The organism is Aminobacter sp. LjRoot7, assembly GCF_964252895.1.
In the GTDB taxonomy this organism is placed as follows: domain Bacteria; phylum Pseudomonadota; class Alphaproteobacteria; order Rhizobiales; family Rhizobiaceae; genus Aminobacter; species Aminobacter aminovorans_B.
This window is the reverse complement of record NZ_CAXUPX020000001.1, coordinates 1,087,157-1,106,529: the sequence shown is the minus strand read 5'-3', so window position 1 is coordinate 1,106,529 and position 19,373 is coordinate 1,087,157. Positions and strand designations below refer to the sequence as shown.

Genomic DNA, 19,373 nt, shown 5'->3' with positions numbered 1-19,373 from the left:
CCGGGCGGCGTCGATAGGCGCAATAGCCAATCATCCCCTCGTCATTTGCCCGGCCTGCCAGCGTGTCTCCTCAAAAACCAGCAGAAATCGCAACGCCCTCATCGGCGATCCTGCTGATATTTGCCTCGGGCCTCGTGTTTTCCTTCCTCGACACCAGCGCCAAGCATCTCGTGACATCAGGCATGGCGGCACCCTTCGTCACCTGGGTGCGTTTCGCCGTGCATGCGGTGATCGTGCTGGTGCTGTTCAGGGCCTGGGAACGGCCGGAGCGCCTGGTGCCGCAAAGCCTGTGGCTGCAGATCCTGCGTGCCGTCTTCATGTTCGGCTCGACGATCTTCAATTTCCTGGCGCTGCAGACGCTGCAGCTTGCCGAAACGGTGTCGATCAATTTCGCCAGCCCGATGGTCATCACCGCACTTGCCGGGCCGCTGCTTGGCGAATGGGCCGGCTGGCGGCGCTGGCTTGCCGTCGGCGTCGGGTTCCTCGGTGTCATCGTCATCACCCGGCCCGGCTTCGGCGGCTTCGGCATCGGCCACATCTTCTCGCTCTGCGCCATGCTGAGTTCGTCGCTCTACACCATCATGACGCGCCAGATGGGCAGGCGGGAGACGGCCGAGAGCCTGATCCTCTATTCGGCGGTGGTTCCGGCGATCGGCATGCTGCCGGCTGTGCCGCTCGCCGGTTCGTTGCCGGCCCATCTCTATGATTGGCTGGTGTTGTTTGGGCTCGGCGTCTTCGGCGGTTTCGGCCACTGGCTGCTGATCAAGGCCTATCAGCGTGCCTCGGCCACGGCACTTGCGCCTTACCCCTACCTGCAGATGGTCTGGATGATCATCCTGGGCTGGCTGGTGTTCGACCAGTTGCCCGACCGCTGGACGCTCGCGGGTGCTGCGATCATTGTCGCCAGCGGCCTCTACATCATCCATCGTGAGCACACGTTGAGGGTCCGGAACCGTGCTGCGCCAAGTGCCGAAACCGAAGAGCTGGCAAAAAAGCTTTGATTTGCCGTTGAACAATGGCATACGGCTTTAAACGGTTTAAAAGACCGTCCGTTCACGCTTGCGGATGGAGGGCCCGCTGGCTCAGAAGATCAAGCTTTCGACGATTGCCGACGCGCTCGGCGTTTCGACCGCGACCGTGTCGCTCGCCTTGCGCGACAGCCCGCTTGTCGCCGACGTCACCCGTGACCGCATCAAGCAGCATGCCCGCGAGATCGGCTACATCTACAACCGCCGTGCCGCCAGTCTGCGCACATCGCGCTCGGGCATCGTTGGCGTCGTCGTCCACGACATCATGAACCCGTTCTACGCCGAGATCCTGCGCTCCATCGAGAGCGAGCTCGACCGCAGCCGGCAGACCTTCATCCTCTCCAACCACTATGACGACTTGGAGAAGCAGCGCACCTTCGTCGACACGCTGCTGCAGCTCGGCGCCGACGGGGTGATCATGTCGCCCGCCATCGGCACGCCGGCGGAAGACATCGTCATGGCCGAGGAGAATGGCCTTCCCGCCGTGCTGATCGCCCGTTCGGTCGAGGGCGCCGAAGTACCTGTGTTCCGAGGGGACGACGCCTATGGCACCGCACTTGCCACCAATCACCTGATCTCGCTCGGCCACAAGCGCATCGCCATGATCGGCGGCACCGACCAGACCTCGACCGGCCGCCACCGCTACCAGGGGTATCTCAACGCCATGGAAGCGGCGGGGCTGGAAGTGCTGCCGACCTGGCGCATCGCCGGCCCGCGCACCAAGCAGGGCGGCTTCGAGGCGGCGGGCCAGTTCCTGGCGCTGAAAGACAAGCCGACAGCTGCCTGCTGCTGGAACGACCTCGTCGCCATCGGCCTGATGAACGGCATCGCGCGTGCTGGCCTCGTGCCCGGCATCGATGTCTCCGTCACCGGCTACGACGATCTCGAGGAAGCGCAGATCGCGACGCCGGCGCTGACCACGGTGTGGAACGGCCAGCGCGAAGTCGGCCGACGCGCCGCAAGCGCTTTGCTCGACAAGCTCAACGGCCAGTCGGTGCGGCCGTCCCAGGAACTCATCAAGCCCGAGCTGCATGTCAGGCAGTCCACCGGAAAGCCCAAAGAACGCACATGACCGTGTCGAATTCCGAAACGCCGGCGATCCTGATCCCCGGCTCGTTGCATCCGCGCGTCGCCGAGCGGCTCAAATCGGCATTTCCGCTCGTTCATATCATCTCGGGCGATCCGGCGCTGCTGACAGATGAGATGAAAGCGCAGGTGCGCGGCATAGCCTCGGCAGGGCGCGTCGATGCGGCCTTTATCGACGCTTTGCCCAAGCTCGAGATCATCGCCAATTTCGGCGTCGGCTACGATGGTGTCGACGCGCGCCATGCCGGCACGCGTGGCGTCATGGTCACCAACACGCCTGACGTCCTGACCGAGGAGGTTGCCGACACCGCTGTCGGCCTGCTCATCAACACGGTGCGCGAGCTGCCGCGGGCCGAAGCCTGGCTGCGCGACGGGCGCTGGGTCAGCGAGGGCGGCTATCGGCTGACGCCGGGCACGCTGCGCGGCCGCCGTGTCGGCATCTTCGGCATGGGCCGTATCGGCCTTGCCATCGCCCGCCGGCTCGAAGCCTTCGGGCTGCCGATCGCCTATCACAACCGCCGTCCCGTCGAGGGTGTCGCCTACGCCTACCATCCGACACTGAAGGAGCTGGCATTGGCCGTCGACACACTGGTCTCGGTAGCTCCCGCCACGCCGCACACCGAAAAGATCGTCGACGCCGGCATCTTCGAAGCGCTCGGTGCCAACGGCGTCTTCGTCAATGTCGGCCGTGGCGCTACCGTCGACGAGGCAGCTCTGGTTGCGGCTCTTTCAAAAGGCACGATCCTGGCTGCCGGCCTCGACGTTTTCGCCGACGAGCCCAACGTGCCGCAGGCGCTCATCGACCTGCCCAACGCATCGCTGCTGCCGCACGTCGCCTCCGCCACGATCCAAACACGACAGGCAATGGCCGACCTTGCGGCCGACAACATCTTTTCGTGGTTTTCAAAAGAGCGGCGAGCGCTGACGCCCGTACCTGAGACGGCGCATGTGACGGCCAAGGCGTAGCAGGCCAGTCCGGCTGCGATGAGCGGCCTCCCCGGCGAGGGGAGGTGTCAGGACCTTACTCCGCTGCCGTCCGTGCGGCCTGCCTTGCGACCGCGTGTGCGCGTACGGCATCACCAAAAGCCTTGAAGATGCGCTGCGAAACGTCGTCCGACTTGACCCAGTATTCCGGGTGCCACTGGACGCCGACGGCGAAGGCGCGGGAGTCGCGGACGGATACCGCTTCGACAGTGCCATCGGGCGCCACCGCCTCGACTTGCAGCTTCGCGCCGAGCCGTTCGACCGCTTGGCGGTGGACCGAGTTGACCAGGATGTCGCCCGGGCCGAACACGCCGGCTAGGCAGCTGCCCGGCTTGATGGTCGCCACCTGGTGGATGGCGAAGCGTTCGTCCTGGTTGTCGCTGACGGGTGCGCGGTGATCGGCGATGCCTTCGCGCTCCTGGATCTCGGTGGCGAGCGAGCCGCCGAGGGCGACGTTCAATTCCTGGATGCCGCGGCAGATGGCGAGCAAGGGCACGCCGCGCTCGATCGCCTTGCGGATCAAGGGCATGGTGGTGGAGTCGCGAGCGAAGTCGTAAGGGCCGTTGGCTTCGGTCGCTTCCTCGCCGTAGAGGCGCGGATCGACGTTGGACTTCGAGCCGGTCAGCATCACGCCGTCGACGGAGGACAGGAGTTCGTCGAGGTCGAGGCGGTCGCCGAAATTGGGAACCAGCACTGGCAGCACGCCGGCACCCGAAATCGCCGCCTCAAGATATTGCTGGGGCGCCGCATGCCAGGTGTAGTTCTCGAACTGCTTGACGTCTGACGACACGGCGACGAGCGGCTGGTGCATGATCGGGTTCGAATCCTTGTGGAAAGCAGGCTGTTTCCTTGCCTATAAAATAGGCGATCCCGTGGCGCTTTTCCAACACAAGTTTGCATATCTCGTATGTGCCAGACGGGCGGGATTAGACTATAGTTTTAGATGCTTGCGCTGCCGTAGCGTTTTGCGCGGCCAAAGCTTCGCCGCCCCCTCGGGCGCGCTTTACTCATACCCTTCGCCGTGTATTGTCGCGGTCGGCGTGAGTGGTGGGAGGCCAAATATTTCCCCAGCGTCGTATGTCTTTCGGTCCACTATGGGAGGATTTTGATGGATCGCCGTTCATTTATCAGGAAGGCCGGAACCACCGGCGTAGGTGCGGCTGCCGCCGCAGCGACGCTTGCGGCACCGGCAATTGCCCAGTCCAATCCCAAGATCACATGGCGGCTCGCGTCGTCCTTTCCGAAGTCGCTCGACACCATCTTTGGTGGCGCTGAAGTCCTGTCGAAGCATCTGTCGGAAGCCACCGACGGCAACTTCACCATCCAGGTCTTTGCGGCCGGCGAAATCGTGCCCGGCCTGCAGGCTGCGGACGCCACGACCGCCGGTACGGTCGAAGCCTGCCATACGGTGGCATATTATTACTGGGGCAAGGACCCCACGTGGGCGCTGGGTGCGGCCGTTCCCTTCGCGCTCAATGCGCGCGGCATGAACGCCTGGCATTATCATGGCGGCGGTATTGACCTGTTCAACGAGTTCCTGGCGACCCAGGGTCTCTACGGCCTCCCCGGCGGCAACACCGGCGTGCAGATGGGCGGCTGGTTCCGCAAGGAGATCAACACGGTCGCCGACCTGCAGGGCCTGAAGATGCGCATCGGCGGCTTCGCCGGCAAGGTCGTCGAGCGTCTCGGCGTCGTGCCGCAGCAGATCGCCGGTGGCGACATCTATCCGGCGCTGGAAAAGGGCACTATCGACGCGGCCGAATGGGTCGGTCCCTATGACGACGAGAAGCTCGGCTTCCAGAAGGTCGCGCCCTACTACTACTATCCCGGCTGGTGGGAAGGTGGTCCGACGGTCCACTTCATGTTCAACAAGGCCAAGGTCGAAGAACTGCCAGCCGCTTACAAGGCACTGCTGCGCACCGCTGCCCAGGCTGCGGACGCCAACATGCTGCAGAAGTACGACTTCCTGAACCCGACGGCAGTCAAGAGCCTGGTTGCCAACGGCGCGCAGCTGCGTCCGTTCAGCCCGGAAATCCTCTCGGCCTGCTTCGACAAGGCCAACGAGGTCTATGCCGAGATGGAAGCCAGCAATCCCGGCTTCAAGAAGATCTGGGATTCGATCAAGGCGTTCCGCAAGGACCACTATCTGTGGGCGCAGATCGCCGAATACAACTACGACACCTTCATGATGATCCAGCAGCGCAACGGCAAGCTCTAAGCTTCCCAAACGCCTGGTTCAAAAGAGCCCCGGAGCATAGCTCCGGGGCTCTTTTCTTTGGCTTCAATGCGAGGCGACTTCGACCAGCACGCCGCCGGGGGCGTTGCAGTAGAAGGTCGTCGACCTGATGCCGCCGCGGGTCAGTTCCTGGACTTCACCCGGTGTGAAGCCTGCACTGGCAAGTTCGGCCTGCTTGTCGCGGACGATCTCCGGGCTGTCGACGAAGAAGCCGACGTGGAAGCCCGAGGGGTAGGGGCCGTCGTCGCTTGCGGGCTTCATCAGGTTGAGGGCGAAGCCATCGCTGCCGGTCAGCACGGCAAAGGCGTCCTTGCCGCGCATGGCGTCGAGCCTGAAGCCGAAATGGTCGGCGAAGAAGCCGGCCAATGCGGCGACGTCTGTCGTGGTGAGGTTGGCGTGGTTGAGTTTCATTTTGGTCTCCTGTTCGGTTCAAGTGCGGACAGGATGTGCCGAGCCGACCGGAGATCGTGTGCCTCAAGGGCATTTGCCACAGACCCGCCGGTCGCGCGGCAAATGCCATCGCGGTCCGGCCGTGGGTCCTCCCGCAATGCGGTGGGCAGGCTTCCATTGGGAAGTGACCGGACTTACCGAACCGGCCATGTCTTTTTCGGCGATCGCCAGATAGCAGAATTGCGATTTCCTGGCAAAGGCAATCTTGGCACGGCGAATGGTGCATCCATCGCTGTGATCCGCCCCTTCATGCCAACGCCAAGAAACAAGTCCGGCCAATTTTCTTGGCTTGGCCGCAGATTGTCCTTGCCCCAAGACAGCCTGTTATCTCAGCCGTGCGGTGGCGCTTCGGAGGGATGGAAGTTGCGGTCCGTCGATGCGCTGGCGTCACGCGGGCCTTTGCGGGCAAAGAAAGGGCGCCACATGGGCGCCCTTTCTGCTTGTGGATCAGTTGAAGCTTGGTGGCTTCGAGAGATCGTTGGCTGGAGCTGCCGGGGCAGTGCCCGGTGCTGGTGCCGTGCCGGGAGCCGGCGCGCCGAGCGGTGGCAGGCCGAGGCCGCCGCCGAGCCCGGGCATGTCGGGCATCTTGATTTCGATCGTCGATGGATCGACCGTCTTGCCCTTGTAGTGCATCACCATCTGCGGGAAGGCGATGGTCAGGCCGATCATGATGATCTGGATGCAGACGAACGGCACCGCACCCCAGTAGATCTGGCCCGTCGTCACCGGCTGGATGTTCTTGCCGGTGATGCGGTCGAGATAGGGCACGCGTGCTGCCACCGAACGCAGGTAGAACAGCGCGAAGCCAAAGGGCGGGTGCATGAAGGACGTCTGCATGTTGACGCCCAAGAGCACGCCGAACCAGATCAGGTCGATGCCGAGCTTGTCGGCGGCAGGCGCCAGCAGCGGCACGATGATGAAGGCCAGCTCGAAGAAGTCGAGGAAGAAGGCCAGCAGGAACACCAGCACGTTTACGGCGATCAAGAAGCCGACTTCGCCGCCAGGCAGAGACACCAGCAGGTGTTCGACCCAGAGGTGGCCGTTGACGCCGTAGAAGGTCAGCGAGAAGACGCGGGCGCCGATCAGGATGAACAGCACGAAGGACGACAGCCGGGTGGTAGAGGCCAACGCCTGCTTGATCACCTCGAGATTGAGGCGGCCCTTGGCGGCGGCCATGATCAGTGCGCCGACGGCACCCATCGCGCCACCTTCGGTCGGCGTGGCGATGCCGAGGAAGATCGTGCCGAGCACCAGGAATATCAGTGCCAGCGGCGGGATCAGCACGATGATCACCTGCTGGGCCAGTCGCGACATCATATTGATCTTCATGCCGCGGTCGGCGATGGCGACGACATAGATCACGATGACGCCGACGCAGGCGCCGAGGATGTCGGCATTGGCGCCGTGGGTAGGCGAGAGATAGACATGCGCCGCATAGGCGATGACTGCTGCCACGGCCAGGGCCACGAACAGCGAGGTCACGCCATGGCCCAGCGTGCGAGCCTCCAGCGGAAGCGCCGGCATCGACTTCGGCCGGAAGATCGACATCAGGAAGATGTAGAGCATGTACAGACCGGTGAGCACGAGACCGGGGATCAGCGCGCCCTTGTACATGTCGCCGACCGAGCGGCCGAGCTGGTCGGCGAGCACGATGAGCACGAGCGAGGGCGGGATAATCTGAGCCAGGGTTCCTGACGCGGCGATGACGCCGGAGGCAAGACGGCGGTCGTAGCCGTAACGCAGCATGATCGGCAGCGATATCAGGCCCATGGCGATGACCGAGGCGGCAACCACGCCGGTGGTTGCGGCCAGGAGCGCGCCGACGAAGATGACGGCATAGGCGAGACCGCCGCGGATCGGGCCGAACAGCTGGCCGATGGTGTCGAGCAGATCTTCGGCCATGCCGGACCGTTCCAGCACGATGCCCATGAAGGTGAAGAACGGGATCGCAAGCAGCGTCTCGTTCGACATCACCCCCCAGAAGCGTTCGGGCAAGGCGTAGAGCAACGGCCAGGAAAGGTTGATCGAGCCGTTCGAATAGGGCGCGAGCTCGACGCCGATGAAGAAGAACAGCAGGCCGTTGGCGGCAAGCGAGAATGCTACCGGGTAGCCAAGCAGCATGAACACGATCAGCGAGAAGAACATGATCGGCGCCATGTTCTGGGCGATGAACTCGATCATGGGCGCACCTCGTCGGCCAGAGCCTTGCCTTCGAGTTCAGCTTGTTCGTGTGCCGAGATGAACGGTGTCGGGTCCTCCATGTCGCCACGCATGATGGCGATCTTCTTGATGATCTCGGAAATGCCCTGGAAGCCGAGCTGGATGAAGCCCATCAGCAGCAGCGCCTTTGCCGGCCACAGGATCAGGCCGCCGGCGCTCGACGACATCTCGCCGGAACGGAACGACAGGCTGACATAGGGGATGAAGTAGAAGATCATCAGGATGACGAAGGGCATCAGGAACAGCACATGGCCAAGCAGGTCGATCCAGTGCTGCACCCGGCGTGAAAACATGCCGTAGACGATGTCGATGCGGATGTGCTCGTTCTGCTTCAGCGTGTAGGCGGCTGCCAGCATGAAAGCGGCGCCGAACAGGTACCACTGAAGCTCCAGCCAGGCATTGGACGACATGTTGAATGCCTTGCGGATCACCGCATTGCCGGCGCTGACGAGGATGGCGAGTAGGATCGCCCACGCCACCGTCTTGCCGATTGCCTCGTTGATACGGTCAATGGCTCTGGATAGAGCGAGAAGCCCTGCCATGCATTCCTCCCAGGTTGTGTGGGGCAGCCGTTGTTCCCCTACGTTCTTTTTCGGCACTCCCAATGCTCATGGGTATGCCGGTCATGGGTGCGGCGTCAACATAACGCGCGGTGCACGTCAATTGCTGCGAAGGTAGCAAAACAAGGGAAAAGGCCGGAAGGCCGTGCGGCATGCGACCAAAGTCGAAGGCGATTTTGCGGTCAGGTGGCCGGGCTTGGCGCGTCCTTGCGGTCGCCGGTCAGAACCAGCATCGCCGCGAGCAGGCCATACATCCAGGCGTCGCGCCATTCGATCGGGAAGTAGCCGGCCCAGAGAGACTCGGCGATGCCGAAGGCGGCAGCACCCAGGGCTGCTTTTCCAGGGGCGTAGTAGCCGCCGACCGCAGTGATGAACAGGATCTTCAGGCCGTAGACGAGGCCGGCGCCGAAGCCAAGATTACCATAGTAAAGTGCCGCCAGCACACCCGCTAGGCCAGCGCACAAGCCGCCGAACAGCAAGGCGCGGTGGAACACCTGTGCCGTGTCGATGCCGCAGAGTCTTGCGGCGAAGGGATCGTCGGCGACAGCCCGCCAATGCCGGCCGAAATTCGATCGCGCCAAAGTGGCCGCGCCCCAAATGATGACCGCGACCGCCACTGCCGTGTTGATCAGCTGGATCACCGTCAGCGTCGCAACGAAATTGCCGCCTGAGGCGAAGACCACCGGCGTCGCCAGCATCGGCGGCAGCCAGTAGTCGTGAGTGTCGGCGGCAATGCGGCTCATCTCCATCAGCACGATCATCACGCCGAGCGTGGCGGCGACGATGGCGTTGGGCGAACGGCTGGCCAGCGGGGCGAAGACGGCCTTGGACAGGACCCGGCTCAAGAGGGCGGCGTAGGCGAGCGCCACGACCATGCCGAAAGCGATTGTCGCCGGCAGCGTCAGCCATAGCGCCTGGTAGCCGTAGACGGCCGCCAGGATCATCGTCTGGCCGCAAAAGGCGAAGATGCCGCCATAGGCAAGATTGGTGCGCTGGAGCAGGCCGTTGCCCAAGGCATAGCCGAAGGCCAGCAGGCCGTAGACCGCAGCCGAATGCACGCCGTTGAGAAGCTGTTGCAGGAAATAGAGCATGCGTTGTCCGGCGGCGCGGGTAGCTGTCCCGTGCCGCAAGACTGCGCTCGCAATACTAACTTGTCAAATTGCGTTTACCAGTTAGATTGAGGCATGGCAGTTTCCTGGACCCGGCATCGTTTCTCCGGCGGCGTGCTCGCGCTCGACACCGCCAACACGGTGGTGTTGCGCGGTGATGCGGAGCGCAGCTTCGACCGTTTCGACGATCCGGTGGAGATCGCCCGTTTTGCCGTGGCCGCCAGCGGTTTTCGCGCCGACGAGCTCAAGGGCAGGGCGCTTGCCGCGCCCGACCCACAGGCGATTGCCGGCAAGGTCATTTCCATTCGCGAAACCACCGACCGCCTGATGCGGCGCAGCGTCATCGAGGGCGTGCTTGCGACAGTCGACATGCCCGGTTTCCTCAGCGCCTGTGCCGGCGGGCTCGCTGGTGCGCGCGAAAGCCTGAGCGCCGAAGCGCCCTTCGGTGCCGCGCCGGAACCGCTGGATTTCGAGGCCGCACTCGCTGTTTCCGCGCTCTCGCTCTTGTCGGCCGGCACCATGTCGCGGCTGCGCATCTGCCCGAACTGCAACTGGCTGTTCGTCGACCGCAGCCGCAACGGCAGCCGGCTGTGGTGCGACATGGCCGTCTGCGGCAACCGCCAGAAGGCGAAGCGCCACTACAGCAGGCGCAAGGAGGAGGTGCTGAATGGTTGAGCGGAGATTTTTGCGCACAGCCTTTGCTTTATCGGCGTTGGCATTTCTGGCACTGGCCGGCTGCCGCGAAAGCGGCAGCGAGGGCGAGCATTTCGAGCTGTCCGGCCGGCTATTCGTCTTCAACTACCGGCTCGCGACAGTCCAATATCTGGTGACGCTGCGGCCGCTGAAGCCGATCGGCGAGGGCGAGACTGCGGTTGCGACGTTCGAAAACCCCGCCGGCGGCGAGGCGATCGTCGTGCGCCAGAAGATATGGCCGCTCAACGACAAGGTGACGATCAACAGCCCGCCGCTCGAATGCGTGGTCAAGGACAAGCCTTACAAGGTGTCGATCCGCATCGAGAATGCAAAGGGTGGGCTGATGCAGGCGCTGGAGACGACGATGGTCTCGTCGCAGGACCAGTCGGTGCTGCCCGACAAGCCGCTCGTCGTCGGGCCGCTATACGAGCCCAATCCCGAGCTGAAGGGCCATCCGGACGGGCATCTTCCCGGAGGCCGCGGCATAACCTGTCCGCCTGCCGCCTGAGCTTTCCTCCGGCGGCAATTTTCGTTTGCGTGGACGGCTCCCGCTTGCGGATTCGTGCGTGGCCAACGGCCATACACGCCTTCGATTGTTCTTTTCCCCAAGCAAAGAAATTCGTTTGACGCGACAGCCGCGCCCGGAAAAGCTATCGCTAGGCTACCCAAGGTCAGCCGCCCGAATCGAGGGTGGTTGGGGCACAGGAAATGCTGATGACGCTTCACGACGTCGCTCTCGACGACAAGTTCGATCTGGGCAAGGAGCGGATTTTCCTCTCCGGCGCCCAGGCCGTCATCCGGATGCTCCTGATGCAGCGCGAGCGGGACCGGCTCGCCGGCCTTGATACCGCAGGCTTCGTTTCGGGCTATCGCGGCTCGCCGCTCGGTGGGCTCGACCTCCAGCTGTGGAAAGCCAAGAAGCAGCTGGCGCAGTCCAACATCGTCTTTCAGCCCGGCCTCAACGAGGAGCTTGCCGCCACCGCCTGTTGGGGCTCGCAGCAGGCCGAGCTGCTCGGCGAAGGCAAGCACGACGGCGTCTTTTCGGTCTGGTACGGCAAGGGCCCAGGCGTCGACCGCTCGGGCGACGTCTTCCGCCATGCCAATCTCGCCGGCTCGTCGAAGAAGGGCGGTGTGCTGGCGCTGATGGGCGACGACCACACCGCCGAATCCTCGACCAACGCGCATGCCACCGAGTTCCTGTTCGTCGACACGATGATCCCGATCCTCAACCCGGGCGGGGTCCAGGAACTGATCGACTACGGCCTCTACGGCTTTGCCCTGTCGCGTTTCGCCGGCACCTGGGCGGCGATCAAATGCGTCAAGGACAACATCGAATCGACAGCCTCCGTCGATGCCTCGCTCGGCCGGCTCAACATCGTCATCCCCGAATTCGACATGCCTCCTGGCGGGCTCAACATCCGCCACGAACTCGACCAGCTCGGCCAGGAAGCGCGGCTGCACGAATACAAGCGCGCCGCTGCGTCGGCCTTCATCCGCGCCAACAACATCAATCGCATTATCTACTCCGGCGGCCGCAAGCCAAAGATCGGCATCATCACCGTCGGCAAGAGTTTCCTCGACGTGCGCCAGGCACTCGACGACCTCGGCATCGACGAGAGCCGCGCCAACCAGCTCGGCATCCGCCTGTTCAAGGTCGGCTGCCCGTGGCCGCTCGACATCGAGCACATCAGGGATTTTGCCCGCGACCTCGAGATGATCGTCGTCGTCGAGGAAAAGCGCTCGCTGCTCGAGGTCCAGGTGCGCGAGGAGCTCTACGGCACCTCGATGCAGCCCAAGGTCGTCGGCAAGAAGGACGAGCGCGGCGACTGGCTGTTCCCGGCCAAGGGCGCGCTCGACCCCAACGACATCGCAATTGCCATCGGCGAGCGCGTGCTCAAGGTCATCGGCCCGTCGGAGGAGATCGCTGCCCGGGTCAGCCGCCTGCGCCAGTACCAGGCAATGCTGGCCGACACCAAGGACGTCGCCTCGCGCACGCCGTTCTTCTGCTCCGGCTGCCCGCACAATTCTTCGACCAAGGTGCCGGAGGGCTCGATCGCCGGTGCTGGCATCGGCTGCCACTTCATGGCCTTGTGGATGGACCGCAGCACGCTCGGCTTCACCGCCATGGGCGGAGAGGGCGCGCAATGGGTCGGCCAGGCGCCGTTCACGAAGCGCGAGCACATCTTCCAGAATCTCGGCGACGGCACCTACAACCACTCGGGCACGCTGGCGCTCCGCTTCGCGCTCGCCTCGGATGCCAACATCACCTACAAGATCCTCTACAACGACGCGGTCGCGATGACCGGCGGCCAGCCGCACGAAGGCAGCCTGACAGTCGACATGATCGCCCGCCAGGTCCGCGCCGAGGGCGTCGAGCGCATCGCCGTGGTCACCGACGAGCCGGACAAATATGGCGGCCGCTCGCAGTTTCCTGCCGGCACGACCTTCCATCACCGCGACGATCTCGACCTCGTCCAGCGCGAGCTGCGCGACATCAAGGGCGTTACAGTCCTGCTCTACGACCAGACCTGCGCTGCCGAAAAACGCCGGCGCCGCAAGCGCGGCACCTTCCCCGATCCCGACAAGCGCGTCTTCATCAACGAACTGGTCTGCGAGGGCTGCGGCGACTGCGGCGTCAAGTCCAACTGCGTCTCGATCCAGCCGGTCGAAACCGAGTTCGGCCGCAAGCGCAAGATCGACCAGTCGAGCTGCAACAAGGACTTTTCCTGCGTCAACGGCTTCTGCCCGTCCTTTGTGACGGTGCATGGCGGCAAGATCCGCAAGGCCGAAGGCATTGCCGGCACCAGCGACGCCTTGCAGGGCGTGCCGGAGCCAAGGCAGTTCCCGCTCGACCGCGACGGCTGGGCCGCCATCATCGACGGCGTTGGCGGTACCGGCGTCGTCACCGTCGGCGCTGTGCTTGGCATGGCCGCTCATCTCGAGGGCAAGGGCTGTGGCATGATCGACATGGCCGGCCTCGCCCAGAAGGGCGGCTCGGTGTTCACCCATGTCCGCATCGCGCGTTCGCCAGACGACATCAATGCCATCCGCGTTTCGGCCGGCAAGGCCGACCTGATCCTTGGTTGCGACCTCGTCGTGTCGGGCGCCAAGAAGGTGCTGGCTTCGGTTCGCGAAAACCATACCATCTTCGTCGCCAACACCGCTGAGATCATGCCCGGAGAGTTCACGCGCTCTGCCGATTTTTCGCTGCCGACGGAGCGGCTGAAGAAGACCCTCCGCGAGGCGGCAGGCGAGGCGAACGCGCATTTCTTCGATGCCACCCGCACGGCGTCGGCCCTGTTCGGCAACTCGCTCGGCGCCAACATGTTCATGCTCGGCTTTGCCTTCCAGCATGGTGGCCTGCCGCTGTCGGCCGAGGCGGTCGAAAAGGCGATCGCGCTCAATGGCGAGGCGGTCGCGATGAATGTCGCCGCCTTCCGCTGGGGTCGCCGCGCCGCTCACGAGCCGGAATTCGTCCGCACCATGATCGGCCGGACCAGCCGTGGCGACGAGCCTGCTGTGGCCCAGACGCTCGACGAGGTGATCGCTCGCCGCGCCGAGTTCCTGAAAGCCTACCAGAATGCCGCCTATGCCGAGCGCTACACCGGCCGCATCGCCGCCCTCCGTGCCGCCGAGCAGAGGGCAAAGCCGGGCTCGACAATCGTCACCGAAGCGGCGGCGCGTTCGCTTTTCAAACTCATGGCGATCAAGGACGAGTACGAGGTTGCCCGGCTTTACACCGACGGCTCGTTCCAGCGCGAGTTGGCAAAGCAGTTCCAGGGCTACGACAAGCTCGAATTCCATCTCGCGCCGCCGATCCTCGGCCGCAAGGGCGCCGATGGCGTTGCACGCAAGTCGAGCTTCGGTCCGTGGATGATGAAGGGCTTCAAGCTGCTTGCGGCGATGAAGGGCCTGCGCGGCGGTGCTCTCGATGTCTTCGGCTACACCGCCGAGCGCCGCATGGAGCGCGCATTGCTCGACCGCTACGATGCCGATCTCGAACTGATCCGCGCTTCGCTCTCCAGCGACAACCTTGACGCTGCGGCAGCGCTGGCGTCGGTGCCGCAGCTGATCCGCGGCTACGGACACGTCAAGCATGTGAGCGTCGACAAGGCGTCGGGGGAACGGGAGCGGCTGGTCAAAAGGTTGAACGCCGCGCCGGCAAGCCCAACCCTCCAGGCTGCCGAATAGGTGATACGACTTGTTTACCTGAACCTAAATTAGAAGTTGTGGTGCACGATTGAGCAGCGTTCCGGGCACATAAGTGCGGGCTTTCTAAGCCTTTCTTAAGGTGGATGTGGCAGTCCTTGGCCTCCTAGGCAGGCCTCGGATGCGCAGAAGAAACAACGAGATACCCGTCGACGTCTACATCCCCTTCGTGGAAACGCTTTTCCGCGATGGCGCGACGTTGGCTGTTGGTATGGTTGCGCAGACCGTCCTGATCGGCGTCGTCTGGTGGAAAACCGCTCACCCGCTCTATCTCGTCGTTGCGCTGTTCATGGTGCTCGTCGCCACGTTGCGCATGCGAAACTTCCGCAAATACAACAGCTTGCCGGCTGCCACGACGTGGGAGGAAGCGCACAAGCGCGAAAACGACTACATCCTTTACGGCACCCTGCATGGCATGGCGCTGGGCTCGTTCTGCCTGGCCGGCATCTATTTCGCGTATGATCCTTTCGCCGAAATCGCCTCCGTCTGCGTGACGCTGGCCTCGGCGACCTCGATTGCCGGCCGCAATTACGGCTCGCCGCGCATGGTGATGATCTTCACCGTCACCATGACCTGGGCGATCTCGCTCGGCTTCCTTTTGCGAGGTGATTTCTACCACGTCTTCCTTGGCCTGCTGTCGGCGCCGTTCCTCTACGCCATCCGCAAATTCGCCGACACTGTGCGCGACGTGCTGTTCACTGCAGTGTCGGAGGAGAAGAAAGCAAACCGGCTCGCCCAGCGCTTTAACCGCGCCCTCAACACCATGTCGCACGGCCTGGTCATGCTCGGCCCCGACGGTCGCGTGGCCGTTGCCAATGCGGAAGCCGCGCATCTGATGTCGGTCAAGTCGCCGGAAGCGCTGCTCGGCCGCTCGATCCACGGCCTGCTGATGCGCGGCGTCGCCGGTGGCCAGCTTGCGCTCAAGGACTGCCGCTACATCGAGGCACAGCTAACGCGCGCGCTGCGCGAGGGCCGGGACCGCAAGGTCCTGGTCTCGCTCGCCAACGGCCAGTGCCTGGAGTTCTCGGCGCGCGAAGGCAGCCAGGAACTCGGCGTCATCACCTTCGAGGACGTCACGGCGCGTGTCGCCGCCGAGGAGAAGATCCGTTTCATGGCCCGCTATGACGGCCTGACCGGACTGCCCAACCGCGCTTACTTCCATGAAGTGGCGGCCGAATGCGTTCTCTCCGGCGACCGCGAGCGGCTCTGCGCGCTTGCCGTGCTCGATCTCGACGACTTCAAGAGCGTCAACGACACGCTTGGCCATCCTGTCGGCGACGGCCTCATCTACGCCGTCGCCGAGCGCCTGGCGGCGTTCGCCTCCGACACCGTCAAGGTCAGCCGCTTCGGCGGCGACGAGTTCATGATCTATTTCGACAAGGTCGACGACGAGAGCCATCTCAGGCTGATGCTCGACCGGATGTTCGCCGAATTGCAGGGCGAGGTCGATGTCGCCGGCCATGTTCTGCGCATCCAGGCCAGCGGTGGCGCCGTGCTCGGTAAGGTGCGCGAATCCAACGTCGACGCGATGATCGTCAAGGCCGACCTTGCGCTCTACAAGGCCAAGGAATCCGGCAAGAACAGCTGGCAGCTGTTCGAGGCGGTGATGGATGCCGCCTTCCGCAACCGCCAGCTGATGAAGGCCGATCTGCGCAATGCGGTCGAGGCACGCGCCTTGCGCGTCGTCTACCAGCCGATCGTGTCGATGAGCACGATGCGCATCGCCAGCTGCGAGGCTCTGTGCCGCTGGGATCATCCCGAACTCGGCCCGGTTTCGCCCGCAACCTTCATTCCGCTGGCCGAAGAGATGGGCATCATCTCCGACATCAGCACCTTCGTACTGCAGGCGGCCTGCGCCGAATGCGCCAAATGGCCTGCGCCGATCGGCGTGTCGGTCAATCTGTCCGCCAAGGATTTCCGCGACCGCGATGTCGTCGAGAAGGTGCGGGACGCGCTTTCGGCTTCAGGCCTCGCACCACATCGCCTCGAAATCGAGGTCACCGAGACGGCGCTGCTCGACGACAAGTCGTCGACGCGCAGCTACATCGAGGAACTCAAGGCGCTCGGCGTGCGCATCGCGCTCGACGATTTCGGCACCGGCTATTCCAGCCTGAGCTATCTGCACAAGCTGCCGCTCGACAAGGTCAAGATCGACCGCAGCTTCCTGGCTGACGTCGCGCAGAACCCGCGTTCGCTGAAGCTCCTGAAGGGTATCGTCGACCTGTCGCGCCCGCTCGGCCTGTCGGTCACCGTCGAAGGCGTCGAGACCTTCGAGCAGCTCAAGATCCTCGCCGTCGAGGTCCATCCCGACCTCGTTCAGGGCTTCCTGTTCGGTTCGGCGCTGTCGTCGTCCGGCATTGAAACCATGTCCAACACCGTCTGGCCATTTGCCAAGGACATCGGTCTCGCACGCATTTCAGCCCGTCGTTGAAGTAAGCGGAAGGGCAGGTTGCCCAACTGGCAAAAACGCTTGTTTATCCATTAATTGTTAACCTTAATGGAAGGTAAATAGGAACATTTTGAATTTTATCTTTACATCAATCCGGCCTCCGCTACCCTTCGATTGGGCGGAAGTACGGGGAATACCATGACGATCCATAAAGCGACGTCCGGCGGTGACGCCGACGTTCAGAGCAGCAGTGTGTCCGGTGAGGGCTCGAGTTTCGCGAGCCACGTCTCAAGTCTGCTCGAGCGGGCCGAATACCGGCGCTGCGACAAGGGCGAGGACCTCGAGGACATCTACCGCCTCCGCTACAAGTCGTACCGGCTGAGCGACATGGTGTCGGAAAACCCCAACCACATCATCCATGACGACCTCGACGATGCCGAGAACTGCTACAAGTTCGGCATCTACATCGATGGCCAACTTGTCAGCACGCTGCGCATCCATCATGCCTGCCGCGAAACGCCGGCGTCGCCGTCGACGACCGTCTATGGCGACATCCTGCGTCCCCAACTGGCAGCAGGCGCCAATTTCGTCGACCCCAGCCGCTTCGCTGCCGATCCGGACTGGTCGCGTGTCTATCCGCAGATCCCCTATCTCACGCTGCGTCTTGCCGGCATGGCCTGCTTCTATTTCGACGCGCCTTACTGCCTGTCGACCATCCGCCCCGAGCATGCCGGCTTCTACCGCCGCATCTACAAGTCTGAGCAGATCGGCGAACTGCGCGACTATCCCGGCCTCAACTACCAGGTCGTGCTCTACCGCGCCGACGTCAACAGCATTCGCGAGCGCTCCTTCCAGCGTTTCCCCTTCTTCAAGTCGACGCCGATGGAACAGCGGCTGATGTTCGGCAGGCAGCCGATGGGCGAGCTCGCCCCGCTGACCATCCTGCCGACGGCAAAATATTTTCGCGAAGCCGCCTGAGCTTCGCGTAAGGTCGGCGGCACTGTAATCCGGACTCTGCGGGCACAATGACGACGACTGTTATCAAGCACCTGTTGCGGGCCGCGCTGCTGCTCGGGCTGATCCTGCCCGCACCATTGCATGCCGCCGAAGACACGCTCGCCATCGCCAACATGACCTTCCGCACCGGGCCGTTCGCTGATGCGGGTGTGCCGCTTATGGACGGCCAGCGCGACTACATGCTGATGCTCAACGAGCGCGACGGTGGCATCAACGGCATCAAACTGAACTATGACGAGTGCGAGACCGGCTTCAGCGTCGACAAGGCGGTGGAGTGCTACGACAAGGCCAAGGCGTCGAGCCTGGTCACCCAGCCCTGGTCGCCCGCCATCACGCTTGAACTGCTGCCGAAGGCCAGCGCCGACAAGGTGCCTCTGCTGGCCCCGGGCTACGGCTTTTCGGCCATGGCGGACGGCAAGCGTTTTCCCTGGGCCTTCAATCCGCCAGTCAGCTACTGGGACGGTGCCTCGATGATGCTCAAGGGCATATCGGGCGACGACCTCGACACTCTGCGCGGCAAGAAGATCGTGCTTTTGCATCTCGATGGTCATTATGGCGAGGAGCCGATCCCGCTTCTCCAGGCCTATGCCGACAGTTTTGACTTCACGCTGCTGCCCGTGCCGGTAGCGGCCAAGGAGATGCAGAGCCAGTCCGCGCAATGGGCAAAGATCAAGGCCGAACGCGCGGATTTCGTGTTGCTGTGGGGCTGGGGCGCGATGAACGCGGGTGCCTTGGCCGAGGCGGTGAAATCGGGCTTTGCCATGGACAAGCTCGTCGGTATCTGGTGGTCGGCCCATGATGACGACCTGAAGGCGGTGGGCGAGGCGGCCAAGGGCTATCGCGCCCTGTCATGGAACCTGCCCGCGCCGGATGCCGAGGCGATGAAGGACATCCGCAAATACGTCATCGACGCGGGCAAGTCGCAGACACCGGTCGAGGCGCTCGACAAGCTGTTCTATCAGCGCGGCGTCTTGATCTCGATGCTCTCGGCCGAGGCGATCAAGGCGGCGCAAGAGCATTTCGACAAAAGGCTGATCAGCGGCGAGCAGATGCGCTGGGGCCTCGAGAACCTCAAGATCGACGACGCCCGGCTGGCGGCGCTCGGCATGACCGGCATGATCGGCCCATTCTCAACTTCCTGCGCCAACCACGCCGGCAATGGCAGTGCCTGGCTGCTGCACTGGGACGGCAGCCGCTTCGTCAAGGCATCGCACCCGCTGACTGCCGACCGGGAGATGGTGGCACCTCTGGTCGACCAGGAAGCCAGCAAGTTTGCAGCCGCGCATGCGCCCTGGCCGCTCAACGAAGCCTGCAAGAATTAGCGCCCTGTTTCCCGCAGGCGGTGATCGGCGTTGACGATCGCTGTGGCGTTCCCCGGGCTTGGTGGGGCAG

15 protein-coding genes are annotated in these 19,373 nt (G+C 63.6%); 10 read left to right on the top strand and 5 right to left on the bottom strand.

Annotated elements, in window-relative coordinates; translation table 11 throughout:
- The first annotated feature begins 62 nt into the window (after nt 1–62).
- From ACSQ3E_RS05345 to ACSQ3E_RS05335, 3 genes are all read left to right on the top strand, one after another.
- The gene (locus ACSQ3E_RS05345) at nt 63–1,001 is read left to right on the top strand and encodes a DMT family transporter (protein WP_436121871.1); all 939 of its coding nucleotides are present in this window, start codon (nt 63–65) and stop codon (nt 999–1,001) included.
- Nucleotides 1,002–1,065: 64 nt separating this feature from the next.
- Nucleotides 1,066–2,100 (top strand): LacI family DNA-binding transcriptional regulator, encoded by a 1,035-nt coding sequence (locus ACSQ3E_RS05340; RefSeq protein ID WP_115730826.1) that lies wholly within the window; start codon nt 1,066–1,068, stop codon nt 2,098–2,100.
- Nucleotides 2,097–3,080 (top strand): 2-hydroxyacid dehydrogenase, encoded by a 984-nt coding sequence (locus ACSQ3E_RS05335; RefSeq protein WP_436121870.1) that lies wholly within the window; start codon nt 2,097–2,099, stop codon nt 3,078–3,080. The genes ACSQ3E_RS05340 and ACSQ3E_RS05335 overlap by 4 nt, the downstream gene beginning before the upstream one ends.
- Nucleotides 3,081–3,135: 55 nt before the next feature.
- Here ACSQ3E_RS05335 and ACSQ3E_RS05330 read toward each other — a convergent pair whose 3' ends face one another.
- Entirely contained in the window at nt 3,136–3,909 is a 774-nt protein-coding gene (locus ACSQ3E_RS05330; RefSeq protein ID WP_310322579.1) for a gamma-glutamyl-gamma-aminobutyrate hydrolase family protein, read from the bottom strand.
- A 297-nt stretch (nt 3,910–4,206) separates the two neighbouring features.
- On the opposite strand from ACSQ3E_RS05330, the gene ACSQ3E_RS05325 reads away from it, so the two are divergent.
- Nucleotides 4,207–5,316: a TRAP transporter substrate-binding protein gene (locus ACSQ3E_RS05325; RefSeq protein ID WP_310322577.1), complete on the top strand. Its 1,110-nt coding sequence runs from the start codon at nt 4,207–4,209 to the stop codon at nt 5,314–5,316.
- Nucleotides 5,317–5,379: 63 nt separating this feature from the next.
- Here ACSQ3E_RS05325 and ACSQ3E_RS05320 read toward each other — a convergent pair whose 3' ends face one another.
- From ACSQ3E_RS05320 to ACSQ3E_RS05305, 4 genes are all read right to left on the bottom strand, one after another.
- The gene (locus tag ACSQ3E_RS05320) at nt 5,380–5,745 is read right to left on the bottom strand and encodes a VOC family protein (protein WP_436121869.1); all 366 of its coding nucleotides are present in this window, start codon (nt 5,743–5,745) and stop codon (nt 5,380–5,382) included.
- A 486-nt stretch (nt 5,746–6,231) separates the two neighbouring features.
- Entirely contained in the window at nt 6,232–7,965 is a 1,734-nt protein-coding gene (locus tag ACSQ3E_RS05315) for a TRAP transporter large permease (protein ID WP_436121868.1), read from the bottom strand.
- Nucleotides 7,962–8,546, bottom strand: a complete 585-nt coding sequence (locus tag ACSQ3E_RS05310) for a TRAP transporter small permease subunit (protein ID WP_310322565.1) — start codon at nt 8,544–8,546, stop codon at nt 7,962–7,964. Before ACSQ3E_RS05310 ends, ACSQ3E_RS05315 begins: the two co-directional genes overlap by 4 nt.
- Before the next feature lie 200 nt (nt 8,547–8,746).
- Nucleotides 8,747–9,655, bottom strand: a complete 909-nt coding sequence (locus ACSQ3E_RS05305) for a branched-chain amino acid ABC transporter permease (RefSeq protein ID WP_310322562.1) — start codon at nt 9,653–9,655, stop codon at nt 8,747–8,749.
- A gap of 93 nt (nt 9,656–9,748) precedes the next feature.
- Here ACSQ3E_RS05305 and ACSQ3E_RS05300 point away from each other — a divergent pair, with 93 nt between their 5' ends.
- The 6 genes from ACSQ3E_RS05300 (at nt 9,749) to ACSQ3E_RS05275 (ending at nt 19,303) form a co-directional block, all read left to right on the top strand.
- Nucleotides 9,749–10,348 carry a CGNR zinc finger domain-containing protein gene (locus ACSQ3E_RS05300; protein WP_310322561.1) on the top strand — a complete coding sequence of 200 codons (600 nt, stop codon included), beginning with the start codon at nt 9,749–9,751 and terminating at the stop codon, nt 10,346–10,348.
- Nucleotides 10,341–10,874 carry a hypothetical protein gene (locus tag ACSQ3E_RS05295; protein WP_436121867.1) on the top strand — a complete coding sequence of 178 codons (534 nt, stop codon included), beginning with the start codon at nt 10,341–10,343 and terminating at the stop codon, nt 10,872–10,874. Before ACSQ3E_RS05300 ends, ACSQ3E_RS05295 begins: the two co-directional genes overlap by 8 nt.
- Before the next feature lie 206 nt (nt 10,875–11,080).
- On the top strand, nt 11,081–14,557 hold the full coding sequence (locus tag ACSQ3E_RS05290; protein WP_436121866.1) for an indolepyruvate ferredoxin oxidoreductase family protein: 3,477 nt from the start codon (nt 11,081–11,083) through the stop codon (nt 14,555–14,557).
- Between the two features lie 139 nt (nt 14,558–14,696).
- A complete protein-coding gene (locus tag ACSQ3E_RS05285) occupies nt 14,697–17,006 on the top strand; it encodes a putative bifunctional diguanylate cyclase/phosphodiesterase (protein WP_310322553.1) in 2,310 nt (769 codons plus the stop codon).
- A 156-nt stretch (nt 17,007–17,162) separates the two neighbouring features.
- Nucleotides 17,163–17,942, top strand: a complete 780-nt coding sequence (locus tag ACSQ3E_RS05280) for an N-acyl amino acid synthase FeeM domain-containing protein (RefSeq protein WP_310322551.1) — start codon at nt 17,163–17,165, stop codon at nt 17,940–17,942.
- Between the two features lie 47 nt (nt 17,943–17,989).
- The gene (locus tag ACSQ3E_RS05275; RefSeq protein ID WP_436121865.1) at nt 17,990–19,303 is read left to right on the top strand and encodes an ABC transporter substrate-binding protein; all 1,314 of its coding nucleotides are present in this window, start codon (nt 17,990–17,992) and stop codon (nt 19,301–19,303) included.
- Nucleotides 19,304–19,373: the final 70 nt, after the last annotated feature.